The sequence below is a fragment of the Ralstonia sp. UNC404CL21Col genome (assembly GCF_000620465.1).
Taxonomy (GTDB): domain Bacteria; phylum Pseudomonadota; class Gammaproteobacteria; order Burkholderiales; family Burkholderiaceae; genus Ralstonia; species Ralstonia flatus.
Genome location: NZ_JIBE01000004.1, coordinates 773,918 through 792,689 on the forward strand (window position 1 = coordinate 773,918; position 18,772 = coordinate 792,689).

The 18,772-nt window shown below is 65.9% G+C and carries 12 protein-coding genes; 6 read left to right on the forward strand and 6 right to left on the reverse strand.

The window, feature by feature from the left end; genetic code table 11:
* Window positions 1-53 precede the first annotated feature (53 nt).
* A complete protein-coding gene (locus tag N511_RS0111575) occupies window positions 54-359 on the forward strand; it encodes a hypothetical protein (RefSeq protein WP_004627974.1) in 306 nt (101 codons plus the stop codon).
* 9 nt (window positions 360-368) lie between these two features.
* Here N511_RS0111575 and N511_RS0111580 read toward each other — a convergent pair whose 3' ends face one another.
* From N511_RS0111580 to N511_RS0111595, 4 genes are all read right to left on the reverse strand, one after another.
* Complete coding sequence (locus tag N511_RS0111580) at window positions 369-620, reverse strand: hypothetical protein (protein ID WP_027679440.1); 252 nt, start codon at window positions 618-620, stop codon at window positions 369-371.
* Window positions 621-716: 96 nt separating this feature from the next.
* The gene (gene fur, locus N511_RS0111585) at window positions 717-1,172 is read right to left on the reverse strand and encodes a ferric iron uptake transcriptional regulator (RefSeq protein ID WP_027679441.1); all 456 of its coding nucleotides are present in this window, start codon (window positions 1,170-1,172) and stop codon (window positions 717-719) included.
* Between the two features lie 451 nt (window positions 1,173-1,623).
* Window positions 1,624-2,877, reverse strand: a complete 1,254-nt coding sequence (locus N511_RS0111590) for a CynX/NimT family MFS transporter (RefSeq protein WP_197032044.1) — start codon at window positions 2,875-2,877, stop codon at window positions 1,624-1,626.
* On the reverse strand, window positions 2,856-3,311 hold the full coding sequence (locus tag N511_RS0111595; RefSeq protein WP_027679443.1) for a nucleoside deaminase: 456 nt from the start codon (window positions 3,309-3,311) through the stop codon (window positions 2,856-2,858). The genes N511_RS0111590 and N511_RS0111595 overlap by 22 nt, the downstream gene beginning before the upstream one ends.
* 95 nt (window positions 3,312-3,406) lie before the next feature.
* On the opposite strand from N511_RS0111595, the gene N511_RS0111600 reads away from it, so the two are divergent.
* On the forward strand, window positions 3,407-4,294 hold the full coding sequence (locus N511_RS0111600) for a LysR family transcriptional regulator (RefSeq protein WP_012430077.1): 888 nt from the start codon (window positions 3,407-3,409) through the stop codon (window positions 4,292-4,294).
* A gap of 77 nt (window positions 4,295-4,371) precedes the next feature.
* Here N511_RS0111600 and ahpF read toward each other — a convergent pair whose 3' ends face one another.
* Together ahpF and ahpC are read right to left on the reverse strand one after the other, a co-directional pair.
* Window positions 4,372-5,946, reverse strand: coding sequence for an alkyl hydroperoxide reductase subunit F (ahpF, locus tag N511_RS0111605; RefSeq protein ID WP_012430076.1), 1,575 nt, complete (start codon window positions 5,944-5,946; stop codon window positions 4,372-4,374).
* Between the two features lie 125 nt (window positions 5,947-6,071).
* Window positions 6,072-6,635, reverse strand: a complete 564-nt coding sequence (ahpC, locus tag N511_RS0111610; protein WP_004627987.1) for an alkyl hydroperoxide reductase subunit C — start codon at window positions 6,633-6,635, stop codon at window positions 6,072-6,074.
* A 403-nt stretch (window positions 6,636-7,038) separates the two neighbouring features.
* Here ahpC and glgA point away from each other — a divergent pair, with 403 nt between their 5' ends.
* From glgA to glgB, 4 genes are read left to right on the forward strand one after another with little or no spacing between them, the layout of a single operon-like run.
* The gene (gene glgA / locus N511_RS0111615; RefSeq protein ID WP_027679444.1) at window positions 7,039-8,670 is read left to right on the forward strand and encodes a glycogen synthase GlgA; all 1,632 of its coding nucleotides are present in this window, start codon (window positions 7,039-7,041) and stop codon (window positions 8,668-8,670) included.
* Between the two features lie 31 nt (window positions 8,671-8,701).
* The gene (locus N511_RS0111620; RefSeq protein ID WP_051530909.1) at window positions 8,702-12,301 is read left to right on the forward strand and encodes a maltotransferase domain-containing protein; all 3,600 of its coding nucleotides are present in this window, start codon (window positions 8,702-8,704) and stop codon (window positions 12,299-12,301) included.
* Window positions 12,298-15,792, forward strand: a complete 3,495-nt coding sequence (treS, locus tag N511_RS0111625; protein ID WP_027679446.1) for a maltose alpha-D-glucosyltransferase — start codon at window positions 12,298-12,300, stop codon at window positions 15,790-15,792. Before N511_RS0111620 ends, treS begins: the two co-directional genes overlap by 4 nt.
* On the forward strand, window positions 15,789-18,095 hold the full coding sequence (gene glgB, locus N511_RS0111630; RefSeq protein ID WP_027679447.1) for a 1,4-alpha-glucan branching protein GlgB: 2,307 nt from the start codon (window positions 15,789-15,791) through the stop codon (window positions 18,093-18,095). The genes treS and glgB overlap by 4 nt, the downstream gene beginning before the upstream one ends.
* Window positions 18,096-18,772: the final 677 nt, after the last annotated feature.

Sequence of the window (18,772 nt, forward strand, 5' to 3'; positions counted from 1 at the left end):
GTTTTTGCGCAACGCAGGCGTAGACTGGTCCAAACCTGAACGGGGGACGCGTCATGACCGAAGAGCTGCTGGTCCAGTTGATTGCGGAAGTCGAGAAGGAAGACCCGGTGGATTTCGCCAACCTGCCCTTCGACGAGCAGATGTTGCGAGACCTGGTCTGCAAGCTGGTGTCGCGCCAGCTGACGCAAATGGAAAATGCCCACTTCAGCCAGGACGAGGTGATCGTCTCGCTCACCGCGAGCATCGCCAAGCTGGTCCTCGAGAATCTCGTGCTGAATGCGCGCCTGCTGGCACAGCAGGGGCACGGCGAAAGCGCACGCGCGCTGCTGGAGCGGATCTCCCGCCAGGCGAAGGGATAAGCAGCGCGGTTACCGGGCCGGCACCACGTTGTACTGCGTGCGGGCGCGGGTCAGCAGGCGCTTGGCGACGGACAGGCCGCGAATGGCGGCGGCATCGTCGTCCACGGGAAAATCAAACTCGGCGCTCCAATTGCAGCCGGTGTGATCGGGGCGGTGAATGCACATCGCGCGCAGTTGGCACTGTGCGCATTCGGGATGTTGCTGGACGCAGCGGGCCAGCAAGGCCTTGAGTTCATCTTCGGACTTCAGACGGCGTTGCATCGGCATCTCCTGAATAACAGGGAGTTGGAACCCCGAGCGCGCGGTGAGTTTCGCCATGATCCCGTCGATACTGTTTCAGCAAGTTACCGGGTCACATCACGCATTCAACCCAATCGCGCCGGCCACGCCCGCAGTCGCCTGACACGCCGGGCAAACGCCGTAGAGCGCCAGCGCGTGATCGCGCAGCACGAAGCCGCGCTCGTTGGCCACGCGCTCCTGCCGCGACTCGATGGCGTCGTCGTGAAACTCTTCCACGCGACCGCACGTCAGGCAGATCAGGTGATCGTGATGCGCACCCTCGTTCAGCTCATACACCGCATGACCGGCTTCGAACGTATGGCGCAGCAGCACGCCGGCATCCACCAGCTGATTGAGCACGCGATAAACCGTCGAGATGCCGATGTCGAGTTCCGACGTGAGCAACTGGCGGTACACATCTTCTGCGCTCAGGTGACGGCCTTGTTCCGTACCGGCGGTGAGGATTTCCAGAATCTTGACGCGCGGCGACGTGGCTTTAAGCCCCGCCCGGCGCAGGTCGGTCGAGTTTGGCATGGCGTTCGTTGGGGCGAGATTTGGGTACAGCAGGCGGGGCGTTACAGCGGGCGAGAACCCAAAACGGCAACGTTGCACGCATGCACGCCGGTCGCTGAGTTCTTGAAGAAAAAAAACGGCATGGCTGGCAGCCCGGAAAGTCGCAGTCGGGAAAGCGGGGTCTGAGTGCTTTCCCGACTGTCGGGCGGCTTGCTACTGCCAAACGCTCTGTGTGTCAGAGCGGTCCCCACAAAAGATCGGTTGCCGGGCGCCGGCCCATGAAGCAGCGGGCGCGCAGCGAAATTCGGTTCGATGCGCCGTGCCTTGGAAGATGTGCCCCGGGGAGCGGATCCATCGGCTGCAGCGCTGTCGATGGACACACTATAAATGCGAATGATTCGCATTACAAGCGTTTTCTTTGCGGACCGTGAAAGGCCCCTCCTGGGGCGTGGTCACCTGCGCAGGGCGCGCGTTACACCGGCCCGATCGCGCGGGCGTAGCCGCTGGGGGCAAAGCGCAACGTCGTTACCATCGACGCGATCACGATGGCAATCAGCAGCGCCCACGGCAGCTGGAAACCGCCCGTCAGCTCGCGCAGCCAGCCGACTGCGTAGGGAATGATCCCCGTGATGATGAAGCCGATGCCTTGCACGAACGCTGCCAAGTAACCGGCAGCGCGCGCATCGGGCAGGTGGTCCAGCGTGAGCGTCAGGCACAGCGAGAACATCGACCCCAGCCCACCGCCAATGAGCGCCACCCACAGCGTGGTGCCGGTTTGCGGCGCGAGCAGCAAGCCGACCATGCCGATGAGCTGCAAGACCAGCACGATCGCCAGCCACGGGCGCCGATCGGGCCAGCGGCGCGCAAGCAGCGGTGCAGCCAATGCGCCGATCACCTGGAAGATCGTCATCAGGCCGATCAGGCTGCCTGCGTCCTGCGCGCTCCAGCCGAGCTGACGGTAGAACATCGGCAGCCACGCGATCATGCTGGTGTAGCCGCCGTTGGCCGCGCCAAAGTAGATGGCCAGCAGCCATGCGCGCCGGTTGCCGAAGAAATTGAGCACTGGTCCGCGCTGCGCGGGTGCGGCGGCATCACGCGGGCGGGCTGTCGTCCACAACACGAAGGCTGCCAGCGCCGGCAGCGCCCACACGCCGAGACCGACATGCCAATCTGCGATGTGTGTAATGCGCGGGCTGAGCGTCGCCGCGATGCCGCCGCCGGCCATCAGCGATGCTGAATACAAACCCAGCGCCATCGGCACACGCTGCGGAAACCATCGCTTGACGAGGCCCGGTACCAGCGCCTGGACAATTGCCACGCCGGTGCCGGCCAGCGCGGCGCTTGCGATCAACGCGGCGCCGTGCCCGGCCCACAGGCGCCACACGCATGCGCCCGCAATGGCCAGCAGACTGCATGCCACACCGCGATGCTCGGGCAACCAGCGCGCAAGCCAGGGCAGGAACAGGGCGACGCTGCCCATGCACAGCACGGGAATCACGGTCAGCAGCGAAGCGCCCTGCAAGCCGAGCCCCGTGCCCGCGCGAATTTCTGCCAGCAGCGGCCCGATGGTCGTGAGAATCGGCCGCAAGTTCATCCCAAGCGCAACCACGACCACCACGCCGAGCCAACCGGCATCAGCGCGCATCGACGGAGCCGCGGCTTGAGGTGACGCGTCGGCGGCGGTGCCCTGTGCGGCCACGTCACTCACGCTTGACGTGCCTGCCATGCTTCGTAGAGGCCCTGCTCGCCCGTCGGCCGGCACGAATGCAGTTGCAGCTCGCCGTGCTCCGGTGCTCGGCGCATCTCGGCATACAGGGCGGCGGTCGACATGCCGAATGGCTCGCCATCTTCGTTCGAATACGCAAAGTACGCCGTGCGAATGCCGCAGCGGCGCATCGCGGCAAAGCACATCGGGCATGGATGGCCGCTCGCGTACATCACCGCGCCGCGCAAGTCCGGCGTAGCCAGCGCAAGGCTTGCCTGGCGGATCGCCTGCATTTCGGCATGGGCGGTCGGGTCGTGGGTGGCGCGCACCTCGTTCACGGTACGGGCAACGATCTTGCCGTCGCGCACGAGCACCGCGCCAAACGGCAGCCCACCGGCGTTGACGTTGCCGCGCGCCAGCTCCACCGCCTCACGCATGTACTGCTCATCGGACATCGAGGTTCTCCACAGACGAAATTGCGGGTCGATTATGGTTGCGCCCCTAAACATGTTCAAATTAAATAGTGAAATGATCTTCAGTGGATTTTCAAATGATTGATCTCGTCTTGCTGCGCAGCTTTGTCACGGTCGTGGATACGGGCAACTTCACCCGGGCGGCGGAGCATCTGCATCTGACGCAGTCGACGGTCAGCCAGCAGATCCTGCGGCTGGAGCAGCAGTTGGACTGTCGCCTGCTCGACCGCAGCCAGCGCCAGGTGCTGCCGACCGAAGAAGGCGATCGGCTGCTCGGCTACGCCCGCCGTCTGCTGCGCCTGGCCAACGAAGCGAGCGAGGCGCTCAGCCCAGAACACACCGGGGGCGTGCTGCGGCTCGGCGTGCCCGAGGACCTCGGCAGCGGCGCGCTGATGCCGCTCATCGCGAGCTTTGCGCGCGAGCGCCCCCGGCTGCGGCTGGAAGTGGAAAGCGGCCTCTCACACCACCTCCTGCGTCTGTATCGCAATGGCGATCTCGACATGCTGCTCGTCAAGCAATGGGGGACGGACAGCGACTGCCATGCGCGCTGGGCGGAGCCGGTCTGCTGGATCGATAGCGCCGAGCGGCCGCACACGCTGCCGCTCGGGCCATCGCAACCGTCCTTGCCGCTGGTGGTGTTTCCAGTGGGCGCGCTGTATCGGCAGGAGATGCTGCATGCGCTGGAATCGATCGGCCAACCGTGGCGCATCACGTATTCGAGCCCGAGCCTGGCGAGCCTGTGTGCTGCCGTCAGCGCGGGGCTGGGCGTGAGCCTGCTGCCGGCCAGCACGGTGCAGGCCGGGCATCGCGTGCTCGGCGCTGCGGATGGTTTTCCGGAGATCGGGGGGCTGGAGCTGGCGCTGTTTGCGCGACCGGATCTCGACAGCGCGGGGCGTGCGCTGCGCGATCGCCTTGTCGAGATGTGCGCGGCGCGTGCGCAGGCGCTGCAGTCGGCTGCCGGCTGAGCGCCGAAGCACCAAAGAAAAAGCCGGACCCGCTTATCGCGAAGTCCGGCTTGGTACGGGTACGGCTGCGTTCAGCTTCAGGCAGCTTCAGCCAGCGGCACGCGGATCAGATGGTCGAACGCCGACAGTGCGGCCTTCGCGCCATCGCCGGTGGCGATGATGATCTGCTTGTACGGCGTCGTGGTCGCATCGCCTGCGGCAAACACGCCTTCCGCGCTGGTCTGGCCGCGTGCGTCGACGACGATCTCGCCAAAGCGGTTGCGTTCGAGCGCGCCGTCCAGCCATTCGGTGTTGGGCACCAGGCCGATCTGCACGAACACGCCTTCCAGCGCGACCGTGTGCTCAACGCCATCGACGCGGCTCTTGTAGCGCAGGCCATTGACCTTCTGGCCGTCACCGGTGATCTCGGTGGTCTGCGCATTGGTGACGATGGTCGCATTCGGCAGGCTTTGCAGCTTGCGCACCAGCACGGCATCGGCCTTCAGCTCGCTGGCGAATTCCAGCAGCGTGACGTGGCTCACCAGGCCGGCCAGGTCGATGGCCGCTTCCACGCCCGAGTTGCCGCCGCCGATGACCGCCACGCGCTTGCCCTTGAACAGCGGGCCATCGCAGTGCGGGCAGTACGCCACGCCCTTGTTCTTGTATTCCTGCTCACCCGGCACGTTGACGTTGCGCCAGCGTGCGCCGGTCGACAGGATGACCGAGCGGCCCTTGAGCACCGCGCCGTTGGCGAGCGTCACCTCGGCAAAGCCGCCCGGCTTGTCTGCCGGCGTGAGCTTCACCGCGCGCTGCGTGTTCATGATGTCCACGTCGTACTGGCGCACGTGCTGCTCCAGCGCGGCGGCAAACTTCGGCCCTTCGGTCTCCTGCACGGAGATGAAGTTCTCGATGCCGAGCGTGTCGAGCACCTGACCGCCAAAACGTTCGGCCACCACGCCGGTGCGCACGCCCTTGCGTGCCGCGTACACGGCAGCCGCCGCGCCGGCCGGGCCACCACCGACGATCAGCACATCGAACGCTTCCTTGGCGGCGAGCTTTTCAGCGTCACGCGCGGCAGCGCCGGTGTCGATCTTCGCGAGAATTTCTTCCACGCCCATGCGGCCCGTGCCGAACGTCTCGCCGTTCAGGAACACGGTCGGCACGGCCATGATCTGGCGTGCCTCGATTTCGCCCTGATACAGCGCGCCGTCGATGGCGACGTGCTGGATGCGCGGGTTGATCACGGACATCACGTTCAGCGCCTGAACCACGTCCGGGCAGTTCTGGCACGTGAGCGACATGTAGGTCTCGAAGCGGAAATCCCCTTCGATATTGCGAATCTGCTCGATGACGTCGGCTTCCAGCTTGGGCGCATAGCCGCCCACTTGCAGCAGCGCCAGCACGAGCGAGGTGAACTCGTGGCCGGTCGGGATGGCGGCAAAACGCACGCTCACATCGGCGCCGGTGCGGCGGATCAGGAACGACGGTGCGCGCTCGGCGGCATCGCGTTGCTCGGTCAGCACGATCATGCTGGACTGCTCGGCCACGTCGCGCAGCAGGTCCATCATGTCGCGGGAGCCCTCGCTGTCATCGACGTTGGCGACCAGCTCAATGGGCTGCACGAGGCGTTCGAGGTAGGCCTTCAGTTGGGCCTTGACATCAGCATCCAGCATGACGACTTCCTTTATTCGTTTTGATTCAGTGACAGGGCGCGGCACGTGCCTGCGCCCTTAAGCAAACGGCCGGCAGAGCCGGCCGTTTTTTCTCGCTGCATTTCTGCAGCAAACAGCCTTACAACTTAGATCTTGCCGACCAGGTCGAGCGACGGCTTGATCGTCTTGGCGCCTTCGTTCCACTTGGCCGGGCACACGTTGCCCGGGTTGTTGGCGACGAACTGGGCAGCCTTGAGCTTGCGCAGGGTTTCCTTCACGTCACGGGCGATGGCGTTGTCGTGCACTTCCATCGTCTTGATCACGCCTTGCGGGTCGATCACGAACGTGCCGCGCAGTGCCAGGCCTTCTTCCGGAATGTGCACGCCGAATGCGTTGGTCAGCGCGTGCGTCGGGTCACCCACCAGCGGGAACTGTGCCTTGCCCACGGCCGGCGACGTTTCGTGCCACACCTTGTGCGAGAAGTGCGTGTCGGTCGTGACGATGTAGACCTCGGCGCCAGCCTTCTGGAATTCAGCGTAGTTGTCCGCTGCGTCTTCCACTTCGGTCGGGCAGTTGAAGGTGAACGCGGCCGGCATGAAGATCAGCACGGACCACTTGCCCTTGAGCGACTCATCCGTGACTTCGATGAACTTGCCGTTGTGGAACGCTTGGGCCTTGAACGGTTGGACTTGAGTATTGATCAGCGACATAGTGGTTTTCGGTTGGGTTGCTTGGTTGACAACGGAGTGGATCGTATCGTCGATCGGTGCATTGCACAAGTTGATTGATATGATTTTACCGATTGTTTTTTTCTATTGCCCCGGCAATCGAGCGCCGCCAGCCCGAAGCGCCGCACGCGAGCAACGTGCGCCTGCGCGCATAGACGAAATTACACAGCGCACCCGCAGGTTGCACACGCTGCACGTGTTATCGCAGCGCACACATCACGTCCGGCCTAGGCGGCGTGAGCGACGAGCCACCGTCTTGTCAGCGTCTGTCTGACTGGCATAGGTCTTGCGCGAGGAGGTCGATCGCAAACCTCCGCCGCGCATCGGCGCCCTCCACTGTTCATGCAGCTGGATGACGGCCCGGCAGGCGAATTCCCCCGGGAGCATGACCTTGTCGCTGAACGTTCTCTTCGTCGCTTCTGAAGCTGTGCCGCTGGCCAAGACCGGCGGACTCGGAGATATGGTCGGAGCGTGCGCGAGCGCGCTTCGACGCGCCGGCATGAAAGTCACCGTGATGCTGCCAGGCTATCCCGACGCCATCACGCAGTTGCAGCACACGCGCACGGTGTGCGAGTGGACCGACCTGCCCGGCGGGCGCGCGCGCCTGTTGAGCGGGCACATGGGCGCACAAGGCATTCCGGTCCTGCTGTTCGACGCGCCGGCCCTGTTCGCGCGGCCGGGCAATCCGTATCTGGATGCACATGGCGAGCCGTATGAAGACAACGCCCTGCGCTTCGCGGCGTTCAGCCAGGCTGCTGCGCGCGTCGCCGCAGGGGTGCCGGGTGTGCATCGCTCCGACATCGTGCAGGCGCACGACTGGCACGCGGGGCTGGTGCCGCTGTTCGTCAAGCGGGCGCAGGTGCCGGTGAAGACGGTCTTTACCGTCCATAACCTCGCGTTCCAGGGCAATTTCCCGATGCACGTGGTGCCGGACATTGGCGTGCCGCCCGATGCGGCGCATGAAGCCGAGTTCTGGGGCCAGTTCAGCTTCCTGAAGGCGGGCCTCCTGTGGGCCGATCGCATCACCACGGTGAGCCACGCCTATGCGCGCGAAATCCTGACCGACACGGCGGGTTGCGGCATGCAGGACCTGCTGCGCGCGCGACAGCAAGACCTGGTCGCCATCCTCAACGGCATCGACAACGACGTGTGGAACCCGTCGAAGGATCCCCTGCTGCCGCAGCCATTTGTGGCGTCCAACCTGAGCGGCAAGCACACCGCCAAGCGTGTGCTGCAGCAACGCTTCGGCCTGCCGGAAGACGCCAAGGCGCCGTTGCTGGCCCTGGGCAGCCGCCTGACGCATCAAAAGATGGCCGACGTGACGTTGCAGGCGCTGCCCCAACTGCTGGAATCGAACCCGCAATTGCAGGTGGCCGTGCTTGGCTGCGGTGAACACGCATACGAGACTGGCATGGCCGAACTGGCGGCGCGCTATCCCCGCCAGGTGGCCGCCAAGATCGGCTACACCGAGGCCTATGCCCACCTGCTGCACGCCGGCGCCGATATCCTGCTGCATGGCAGCCGCTTCGAGCCGTGCGGCCTGACGCCGCTCTACTCGATGCGCTACGGCACCGTGCCGATCGCCTCGCGCGTGGGCGGCCTGATGGACACCATCACCGACCACGGCTCGCCCGAAGCCGCCATGCACGGCGCCACAGGTTTCCTGTTCGACGGCGACACCGCCGACGCCATGGTCGCCGCAGTGGAACGCGCGCTGCACGTCTTCGCCCAGCCGCAGGCGTGGCGCATCCTCCAATACAACGGCATGACGACCGACTTCGGCTGGTCGCAGCCTGCCCGCGAATACATCGCGCTGTACCGCACGCTGGTGCCGGCCGCCACGCCCATGCCCGCTGTGGCGCTGGTGCAGGCGCCCGTCGCACCGGACGTTGTGCACACGCCCCGCCCCGACCAACCTGTGCGTACGCCGGCGCGGCGACGCTCGACGGCGCTGTCCGACGAGATCCGAGCGCACGCGGTGGCGCGCGCCGCCAGTGCCGAAAAAATCCGTGCCTGACCGCGCCTGACGCCCTGCCCCGCTTTCACGCATGCCAGAGACCAAGTCGCCCAAGCCCGCTACGCCTCGCAAAACCACTGCCGCACTGAAGGCGGCCAAGCCGCCCGGCAGCAAAGCCAAATCGGTCACGAAGCCGGCCGCGCCGCCCGCCGAAGGGCCGCCGGCTGCGGTGGACGCTCCGTATGCGCCCGCCATCTGCTACGTCCATCCACTGCAACTGGGCAGGCTCGACCGGTGGGACGGCGTGCTCGATCGCATTGCCGCACTGGGTTTTGACCATGTGTTGATGGCGCCGCCGTTTGCCGTGGGTGCGGCCGGCAACGTCTTCGTCACGCGGGACCATGCGCAACTGCATGCAGCATTGGGCGGCGGGCCGGCCGACGCCGCGCTCGCCACGCTGGCCGAAGGCTGCCGCGCGCGCGGGCTGACGTTGTTGCTCGACCTCGTGATTGACCGCGTTGCCGTTGACGCGCCGCTGCGTGCCGACCACCCCGACTGGTTCGCCAGCCACGCCGAAGACGGCGACGCGCTCGACCCGCGCCTGCCGCCGTCGCACCTGGAGGTCGCCTCCTTCCGACACGACGACCCGCGCACCGCCAGCGCCATCCTCACGTGGTGGACGCAGCAGTTGCGCAACTGGGCCGCATTGGGCATCGGCGGATTCCGCTGCGAAGCGCCGGCCCGCCTGCCTGCCGAACGTTGGCGCACGTTGATTGCCGACGTGCGCAAGGAGGCCGCCGCCGTCCGCTTCCTGGCGTGGACGCCCGGCATGGACGGCGCGGCCATCGACGCACTGGCGGGCGCCGGCTTTGACGCGACGTTTTCGTCGCTGCGCTGGTGGGACTTCCGTGCCGGCTGGATGGTGGAAGAACACGCCCGCCTGGCGGCCGTCGCACCGCCCATCGCCACAGTGGAAGCACCGTTCGGCACACGCTACGGCCAGGCGTTTGGCGACGCGATGATCCGTGAACGCGCCTACCGCCGTCTCCTGCACGTGGCAGACACGCTCGATGCCGGCTGGCTGATGCCGCTGGGCTTCGAACGCGGCGCCCTGCTGCCGATGCTGGCCGAGCGCGGCGATCCCTCCGACCAGCAATGGATCGACGCGCATGCCGCATTCGACCTGAGCGATGCGGTGCGCGATGTGAATGCGACCATCCGCGCCGCACGCCAGACGAACACCGTCGCGCCGCACGCCGAACTGCGCATGCTGACTGGCCCCGACGCGCCCGCCACCGCGCTCTTGCGCGCAGATGGCCCGGACCTGCGCGCAGGCGATGCCGCCACGCTGACGGTCATCAACCCCGACCTCTACATGGGCGTATCGGTGCATGCCGACCACTTCCTGCCTGGCGTGGCCGGCGGCTTTACGCGCGGCGTGGCGCTCGATCTGTTGACGGAGCCGGTCGGCAGTTGCGACGACACCTTGCGTGCCAATGCACGTCCGTTAGCGGAGATCGATCTGCTGCCCGGCGATGTGCAGGTCTGGCGCGTCTTCCGCAATGCCCCGGTGCGCACGCCCGCAACGGGCAAGCCCGCCAAGAGCCCGCGCGCCAAGGCCAGCGAAGCGAAGGACCCTGTCAACGCAGCCCTCGCCTCGCCGCGCATCGGTATCGAACAGGTACAGCCCTCCGTTGAAGAGGGACGCTTTGCCGTCAAGCGCCTGGTGGGCGACGACATCGTCGTCGAGGCCGATGTGCTGATGGACGGGCACGACAAATTGGCCGTCCACCTGCTGTGGCGCGCTCAGGATGAAGACACCTGGCAGCACGTGCCGATGGTGGCCCTGGGCAACGACCGCTGGCGCGGCGCATTCCGGCCGGAACGGCTGGGGCGGCACGTGTACGCCGTTGCTGCGTGGCGCGATGCCTTCGGCACCTATCGGTCTGAGCTGGAGAAGAAGCACACGGCCGGCGTTGACGTGACGCTGGAGCTGGAAGAAGGCGCGCGGCTGGTCGCACAGGCAGCCGAGCACGCCCCGCAGGACGCCGCCGCCGACGCGCTCCACAAGCTGGCCCGACTGCTGGCGGATGCCGATCACGCGCACCGTCTCAAGCTGCTGCTGGACCCGGTGACCGCACAGGTGATGGCGCAGGCCTCGCACTACCGGCCGTTCTATGTCGAAAGCGTGGCGTACCCGCTCGACGTGGAGCGCGCCGGCGCAGCGTTCGCAAGCTGGTACGAACTGTTCCCACGCTCGGCATCGGATGACGAACAGCGGCACGGCACGTTCGACGACGTGATCCGCCGCCTGGGCGCCATCCGCGGCATGGGCTTCGACGTGCTGTACTTCCCGCCGATCCACCCCATCGGCCGCACCAATCGCAAGGGCCGCAACAACAGCCTGCGCGCGGAGCCCGACGACCCCGGCAGCCCGTACGCGATCGGCGCTGCCGAAGGCGGACACGATGCCATCCATCCGCAGCTCGGTACGTTGGAGGATTTCCGCCGCCTGATGCGCGCGGCGCGTGAGAAGGGCCTGGAACTGGCGCTGGACTTCGCCATTCAATGCTCGCCCGATCACCCTTGGCTGCGCGAGCACCCCGGCTGGTTTGCATGGCGCCCCGACGGCAGCATCAAATACGCCGAGAACCCGCCCAAGAAGTACGAAGACATCGTCAACGTCGACTTCTATGCCGACGACGCCAAGCCCAGCCTGTGGACGGCGCTGCGCGACGTGGTGATGTTCTGGGCCGACGAAGGCGTGCGCCTGTTCCGCGTCGACAACCCGCACACCAAGCCGCTGCCGTTCTGGGAATGGATGATCGGCGAGGTGCGTGCGCGCTATCCGGATACGGTGTTCCTGTCGGAAGCCTTTACGCGGCCCAAGGTGATGTACCGGCTGGCGAAGGTCGGGTTCTCGCAGTCGTACACGTACTTCACGTGGCGGCACACCAAGCAGGAATTCATCGATTACCTGACCGAGCTGACGCGCACGCCGGTGCGTGAATATTTCCGCCCGCACTTCTTCGTCAACACGCCGGACATTAACCCGGTGTTCCTGCAGACCTCGGGCCGGCCGGGCTTTTTGATTCGTGCAGCGCTGGCGGCCACGCTGTCGGGCCTGTGGGGCGTCTATAACGGCTTCGAGCTGTGCGAAGGCGCCGCGGTGCCCGGCAAGGAGGAGTACCTCGACTCCGAGAAATACCAGTTGCGTGCGTGGGACCACAACCGCCCCGGCAACATCGTCAAGGAAATCGCCCTGCTCAATCGCATCCGCCGGGCCAACCCAGCGCTGCACTCGCATCTGGGCGTGACCTTCCAGCCGGCCTCGGGCGACCAGATCCTGTTCTTCAGCAAATCGACGCCGCCCGTGCTGCCCGCGCGGTTGGAAACCGCACCGGCCGAACTGGCCGAACTGGCCAATGCCCTGTCACCGGACCGCTTTGGTGACAACACGGTGTTCGTCGCCATCAACCTCGACCCGCACCACGCGCACGAATCCGACATCGAACTGCCACTGTGGCAATGGGGCCTGCCCGACCACGGCGCGCTGATGGCCGAGAACCTGGTCAACGGCCAGCGCACGGTCTGGCGCGGCAAGTGGCAGCACATCCGCCTTGAACCCGAGCAGCCGTTTGCCATCTGGCGCGTGCGCCCGGCCCTGCCTTCGGAGGAAAACCCGTCATGACGCGCAATCCGACCGCGCTGCTGGTGGACGACGCGCTCTGGTACAAGGACGCCGTCATCTATCAGCTGCATGTCAAATCGTTCTGCGATTCCGACAACGACGGCGTCGGCGACTTCCCCGGTTTGATCTCCAAGCTCGACTACATTGCCGAGCTGGGCGTGGACGTCATCTGGCTGCTGCCGTTCTATCCGTCGCCGCGCCGTGACGACGGCTACGACATCGCCGAGTACCGCGGCGTGCATCCCGATTACGGCACCATGGCCGACGTGCGCCGCTTCATCGCCGAAGCGCATGCGCGGGGCCTGCGCGTGATCACGGAGCTGGTCATCAACCACACGTCGGATCAGCACCCGTGGTTCCAGCGTGCGCGGCGCGCCAAGCCGGGTTCTGCGCTGCGCGACTTCTACGTGTGGTCCGACAACGACAAGAAATACGCCGGCACGCGCATCATCTTCATCGATACCGAGCCGTCCAACTGGACGTGGGACCCGGTCGCCAACGCGTACTACTGGCACCGCTTCTACTCGCACCAGCCCGATCTCAACTTCGACAACCCGCGCGTGCTCAAGGCCGTGATCGGCGTGATGAAGTTCTGGCTCAACCTCGGCGTGGATGGTCTGCGGTTGGATGCCGTGCCGTATCTCGTGGAACGCGAAGGCACGTCGAACGAGAACCTGCCCGAGACGCACGAAGTGCTGCGCAAGATTCGCGCGGCCATGGACGGTGAATTCAAGAACCGCCTGCTGCTGGCCGAGGCCAACCAGTGGCCGGAAGACACGCAGGAATACTTCGGTGCCGGCGACGAATGCCACATGGCGTTCCACTTCCCGCTGATGCCGCGCATGTACATGGCGATCGCGCGTGAAGACCGTTTCCCGATCACCGACATCATGCGCCAGACGCCGGAGGTGCCGCCCGGCTGCCAATGGGCCATCTTCCTGCGCAATCACGATGAATTGACGCTCGAAATGGTGACCGACGCCGAGCGCGACTACCTCTGGGAGGTCTACGCCAGCGACCGCCGTGCGCGCCTGAACCTGGGCATCCGCCGCCGGCTCGCACCGCTGCTCGAACGCGACCGCCGCCGCGTCGAGCTGATGAACAGCCTGCTCTTCTCCATGCCCGGCACGCCCGTCATGTACTACGGCGACGAAATCGGCATGGGCGACAACATCCACCTGGGCGACCGCGACGGCGTGCGCACACCGATGCAGTGGTCCCCCGACCGCAACGGCGGCTTCTCGCGCGCCGACCCCGAACAGCTCGTGCTGCCGGCCATCATGGGCTCGCTGTACGGCTATGAATCGGTGAATGTGGAGGCGCAGAGCCGCGACGCGCATTCGCTGCTGAACTGGACGCGCCGGCTGCTGGCCACGCGCAAGCGGCATCGCGTGTTCGGCCGGGGTTCCATCCAGTTCCTGCAGCCTTCGAACCGCAAGGTGCTGGCGTATATCCGCGCGCTGGAAGGCGAGGCGCCCATCCTCTGCGTGGCCAATCTCTCGCGCGCCTCGCAGGCTGTGGAGCTGGACCTGTCCGCCTTTGCGCAGCGGGTGCCGGTGGAGCTGATTGGTGGGACGGCGTTTCCGCCCATCGGGCAGTTGTCGTATCTGCTCACGCTGCCGCCATACGCCTTCTACTGGCTGGAGCTGCGCGAGAACGAGCCGGGGCCGACCTGGGCGCAACCGGCTGCAGAGCAGTTGCCCGAGTTCACGACGCTGGTGCTGCGCGCCGGCCTCGATGCGGTGGCCGACACGCGGCAGCGCGAGGCACACCGTCAGTTGATCGAACGCGAAATCCTGCCGACGTATCTGCCCAAACGCCGCTGGTTTGCCGCCAAGGACAGCGTGCTGCGTAACGCGAAGTTTGCGTGGGGCGCGACCGTGCCGGTGGATGCTGCATCCACCAACCGCCCGCTGGCCGGGGCGACGCGGCCTGAAGTGTTCCTCAACGAAGTGGCCGTCACGTTAGGCAGCCCCGACGGCACCGAGCGCGTCGAGCGCTACCTGCTGCCGCTGTCCATCGCCTGGGAATCGTCCACGCTGCCGGCCCTGCCCATTCAGCTGGCGCTGGCGCGCGTGCGGCGCGGCCGCCATGTCGGCTACCTGACCGACGCCTTCACCACCGAAACCTTCGCCCGCGCGCTGCTCACCAACCTCGTGCGCGGCACCACGCTGGAAGCCAATGACGGCACCGTGCATTTCGAGCCCGAGCCGAACCTCGCGGAGCTGGCCCAACCTGCCGAGGCGCCGGAAGCCGGCAGCAAGCGGCCTGCGCCGCTGCCTCTGGCGCCGGACACGCCCATCCAGTGGCTGGCAGCAGAGCAATCGAACAGCTCGCTGGTGATTGGCGAGTCCGTCATCGTCAAGCTGATCCGCCGTATCGCGCCGGGCATCCACCCCGAAGTGGAAATGACGCGCCACCTCACGCGCGTAGGCTATGCGAACACGGCGGCGCTGATCGGCGAGGTGTCTCACCACGCTGCCGACGGCGAACGCGCCACGCTGGCCGTCATGCAGAGCTTCGTTCCCAACCAGGGCGATGCGTGGACGTGGGCGCTCGACTACCTGCGGCGCACCATCGACGAACTCGCCGTGCAGATGGAAGGCGTGACCACGGGCGATGGTGAATCGTCTCCGGTGGCCGTCTCGGAAGCGCGCGTGGATACGGACGAGGCGTTGGCCGGCTACGTCAACTTCATCGGCGTGATCGGCACGCGGCTGGGCGAACTGCATGCCGCACTGGCGGCGCCCACCGAAGACCCGAACTTCGGCGCGCGCATTGCCGACACCGACGATGCCGCCTACTGGATCGCCCGCGTGGGCGAACAGCTCACCCGGGCGCACGACAACCTGACGGCATGGCAACGGCAAAACCCCGACAGCCCGTTGCAAGCCGACGTGCAATGGCTGCTGTCGCAACATCAGGCGCTGCTCGACGCCGCCCGCACGCATGCCGAAGACGGCCTGGGCGCCACGCTGTCGCGCATCCACGGCGATTTCCACCTCGGCCAGGTGCTGGTGGCGCAGGGCGATGCTTTCCTGATCGACTTTGAAGGCGAGCCTTCGCGCCCTGTGGAAGAACGCCGGCGCAAGACCAGCCCCCTGCGCGACGTGGCCGGGCTGATGCGCTCACTCGACTACGTGGTAGGCGCCATGCGACAAGGCCCGGAACATGTGGCCGGCCCAGCTCAGGAGCGTCGCAACGTCCTGCTGGAGCGATTCCGTGCTGCGTCCACCGAACGCTTCCTGGAGGCGTATGCCGCCGCCATTCGGGGGCCCGATCTGAACGCGCTGGATCAGCCCGTGGTCGACTTTCACCTGCTGGATCTTTTCCTGCTGGAAAAGGCCGCGTACGAGGTCAACTACGAAGCGTCCAACCGCCCGACCTGGCTGCCGATTCCGCTGGAAGGCTTCACGCGGGTGGCACGTCGCCTGCTGCATGCAGAGCCACCACCGCCCGCTGCGGAAGACTCGACCGGAGGCCCACCGTGACCGCGCTCGACTTTGCCACCCCAACCAAAACCGCCACCGAACCCGAGGCGCCGATCGTGCTGCCACCGGGCGTCGACCAGATGCGCGTGGATGCGCTGACGCATGGCCGTCTGGGCGATCCGTTTGCCGTGCTGGGCCCCCATCGCCTGGACACGGAGGACGGCACGCGCTGGGTTGTGCGCGCTTTCTACCCGGGCGCGCGACGCGTGCAGGCCATCGACTCGCGCGGCCAGATCATCACGGAGATGACACCGGTCGGCCGCACGGGGCTGTTCCACGGCCCCCTTCGTGCCGATGCGCAGGACGTGTATGGCCACCCGGAGCTTTATCGCCTGCGCATCATCTGGCCTGCGGGCACCGGCCATGAAGCCGTGCAGGAAACCGAAGACCCATACGCCTTCGGGCTCCTGCTGGGCGACCTGGACCTGCATCTGCTCAACGAGGGCACGCACTGGGCGCTGGCAAGCTGCCTGGGCGCGCAGGCGATGCGCATCGACGGCATCAGCGGCGTGCGCTTTGCGGTGTGGGCGCCGAATGCGCAGCGCGTGTCGGTGGTGGGCGAGTTCAACCAGTGGGACGGCCGCCGCCACCCGATGCGCCTGCGCCATCAGGCCGGCGTGTGGGAATTGTTCCTGCCCAGCGGCCTGGGCGTCGGCCCCGGTGCGCGCTACAAGTTCGAGCTGATCGGTGCCGACGGCCGGCTGATGGTCAAGGCCGACCCCGCCGCCCGCCAGACCGAACCGCCGCCTGCGACCGCCTCCGTCGTGGCCGACCCGGCGCCGCTGCGCTGGAACGACGACGCGTGGATGCAAACGCGCGCCGAACGCCAGAAGCCCGGCGCGCCCATCAGCATCTATGAAGTGCATGCCGGTTCGTGGCTGCGCGATCTGGAAGACGGCGGCCGCAACCTGCAATGGGACGAGCTGGCCGACCGGCTGATTCCGTACGTCACGGCGCTCGGCTTTACGCACATTGAACTGCTGCCGGTGGCGGAGCACCCGTTTGGTGGCAGTTGGGGCTATCAGCCACTGGGGCTGTTTGCACCCTCTGCGCGCTTTGGGGCGCCCGAGGCGTTTGCGCGCTTTGTCGACCGCTGCCATCAGGCGGGCCTGGGCGTCATCGTCGACTGGGTGCCCGCGCACTTCCCGACCGACGCGCACGGGCTGGCGCAGTTTGACGGCACCGCGCTGTACGAACACCAGGACCCGCGCGAAGGCTTCCATCAGGACTGGAACACGCTCATCTACAACTTCGGCCGCAACGAAGTGCGCGGCTTTTTGATCGCCAGCGGGCTGGAGTGGCTGGAGCGCTTCCATATCGACGGCCTGCGCGTGGATGCCGTGGCGTCGATGCTGTATCGCGACTACTCGCGCCGCGCCGGCGAATGGGTTCCCAACCGCTATGGCGGCCGCGAAAACCTGGAGGCCGTGGCGTTCATTCAGCAGATGAACACGGTCGTGCACGAACGCTGCCCCGGCGCCATCACCATCGCCGAAGAATCGACTGCGTGGCCCGGCGTGACCGCGCCGGTGGAGTTCAACGGCCTGGGCTTCGACTACAAGTGGAACATGGGCTGGATGCACGACACGCTGCACTACATGCAGCGCGACCCGGTGTACCGCCAGCACCATCACGACGGCATGACGTTCGGGCTGGTGTACGCGTTCTCCGAGCACTTCATCCTGCCGATCTCGCACGACGAGGTGGTCCACGGCAAGGGCTCGCTGCTGGGCAAGATGCCCGGCGATGAATGGCAACGGCTGGCGAACCTGCGCGCGTACCTCGCGTTCATGTGGACGCACCCGGGCAAGAAGCTGCTGTTCATGGGCAGCGAGTTCGGGCAAGTGGGCGAATGGAACCACGATGCCTCGCCGGAATGGCATCTGCTGGACGACCCGCGGCACCGTGGCGTGCAGCGGCTGGTGCACGACCTCAATGCGCTGTACCGGAACGAACCGTCACTGCATGCGCGGGACACCGCGCCGGAAGGGTTCAACTGGGTGATTGGCGATGACCGCACCAACAGCGTGTTTGCGTTCCTGCGGCTGGATGGCGAGGGGCGGCCGATGCTGGTGGTGGCGAATATGACGCCGGTGCCGCGGGAGGGCTATCGCATTGGCGTGCCGCCCGCGGACGGGGCCACGCAGTGGCGCGAGGTGCTGAACACGGATGCTGCCGTGTATGGCGGCAGCGATTTCGGGAACGGCGGGGCGGTGGATGTGGACCACGTGGCGGCGCATGGGCAGGGGCAGTCGTTGGTGTTGCGGCTGCCGCCGTTGGGGGTTGTGGTTTTGAAGGTTTGAGTTTTTGCTGGTGGTGCGTCTCTTGTTTCATCCCCTGCCGGGGCTGACTCACTTTCTTTGTCTTGCCAAAGAAAGTAAGCAAAGAAAGGCGCGCCCGAGATGGCGAAAGACTCCTTGAATTTATGTCGCAGAGAGGGGAAGGGAAAAACTCGCTTCGCTCAGACAGTTTCCCTTCCTTTTTCCTCTCTGCAACAGAAATTCAAGGCGCCATCTAGGGCAGGGTACGGCCACACCGTCGTGGCACTGGCGTTGCAGTGGGAGCACACCGCCTCGTGCGCCGTGCCCTTGCTGCGACTTGGGGTCCGCGCTTCAACTTCGAAGTTCAGAACGCGTACATCGAAGTTGTGAACGGGTGCTTTGGAGTTGAGAGACTTCGACTTTGAGGTTCTGAACTCCGACTTCGGGGTTCCGAACTTGAGATTTGGGGTTCTGAACTCGGACGTTGCGGTTCTGGACTCCGACTCTGAGGTTCTGAACTCGGACTTTGAGGTTCTGAACCTGAATTTTGAGGTTCTGAACCTCAGCTTTGCGGTTCTGAGGCTTCGACATCAAGGTTCTGAACGCCAGCTTTGAGGTTCTGAACGCCGACGTTGAAGTACTCGAACGCCAACGTTGATGTTCCGAACTCCAGCGTTGAGGTTCCGAACGCCAACGTTGACGTTCAGAAGCCCAATCCC

Coding starts and splice junctions, on each gene's coding strand:
- N511_RS0111575 (WP_004627974.1), top strand. CDS start 54: ATGACCGAAGAGCTGCTGGTCCAGTTGATTGCGGAAGTCGAGAAGGAA.
- N511_RS0111580 (WP_027679440.1), bottom strand. CDS start 620: ATGCAACGCCGTCTGAAGTCCGAAGATGAACTCAAGGCCTTGCTGGCC.
- fur (WP_027679441.1), bottom strand. CDS start 1,172: ATGCCAAACTCGACCGACCTGCGCCGGGCGGGGCTTAAAGCCACGTCG.
- N511_RS0111590 (WP_197032044.1), bottom strand. CDS start 2,877: ATGGCAGGCACGTCAAGCGTGAGTGACGTGGCCGCACAGGGCACCGCC.
- N511_RS0111595 (WP_027679443.1), bottom strand. CDS start 3,311: ATGTCCGATGAGCAGTACATGCGTGAGGCGGTGGAGCTGGCGCGCGGC.
- N511_RS0111600 (WP_012430077.1), top strand. CDS start 3,407: ATGATTGATCTCGTCTTGCTGCGCAGCTTTGTCACGGTCGTGGATACG.
- ahpF (WP_012430076.1), bottom strand. CDS start 5,946: ATGCTGGATGCTGATGTCAAGGCCCAACTGAAGGCCTACCTCGAACGC.
- ahpC (WP_004627987.1), bottom strand. CDS start 6,635: ATGTCGCTGATCAATACTCAAGTCCAACCGTTCAAGGCCCAAGCGTTC.
- glgA (WP_027679444.1), top strand. CDS start 7,039: ATGACCTTGTCGCTGAACGTTCTCTTCGTCGCTTCTGAAGCTGTGCCG.
- N511_RS0111620 (WP_051530909.1), top strand. CDS start 8,702: ATGCCAGAGACCAAGTCGCCCAAGCCCGCTACGCCTCGCAAAACCACT.
- treS (WP_027679446.1), top strand. CDS start 12,298: ATGACGCGCAATCCGACCGCGCTGCTGGTGGACGACGCGCTCTGGTAC.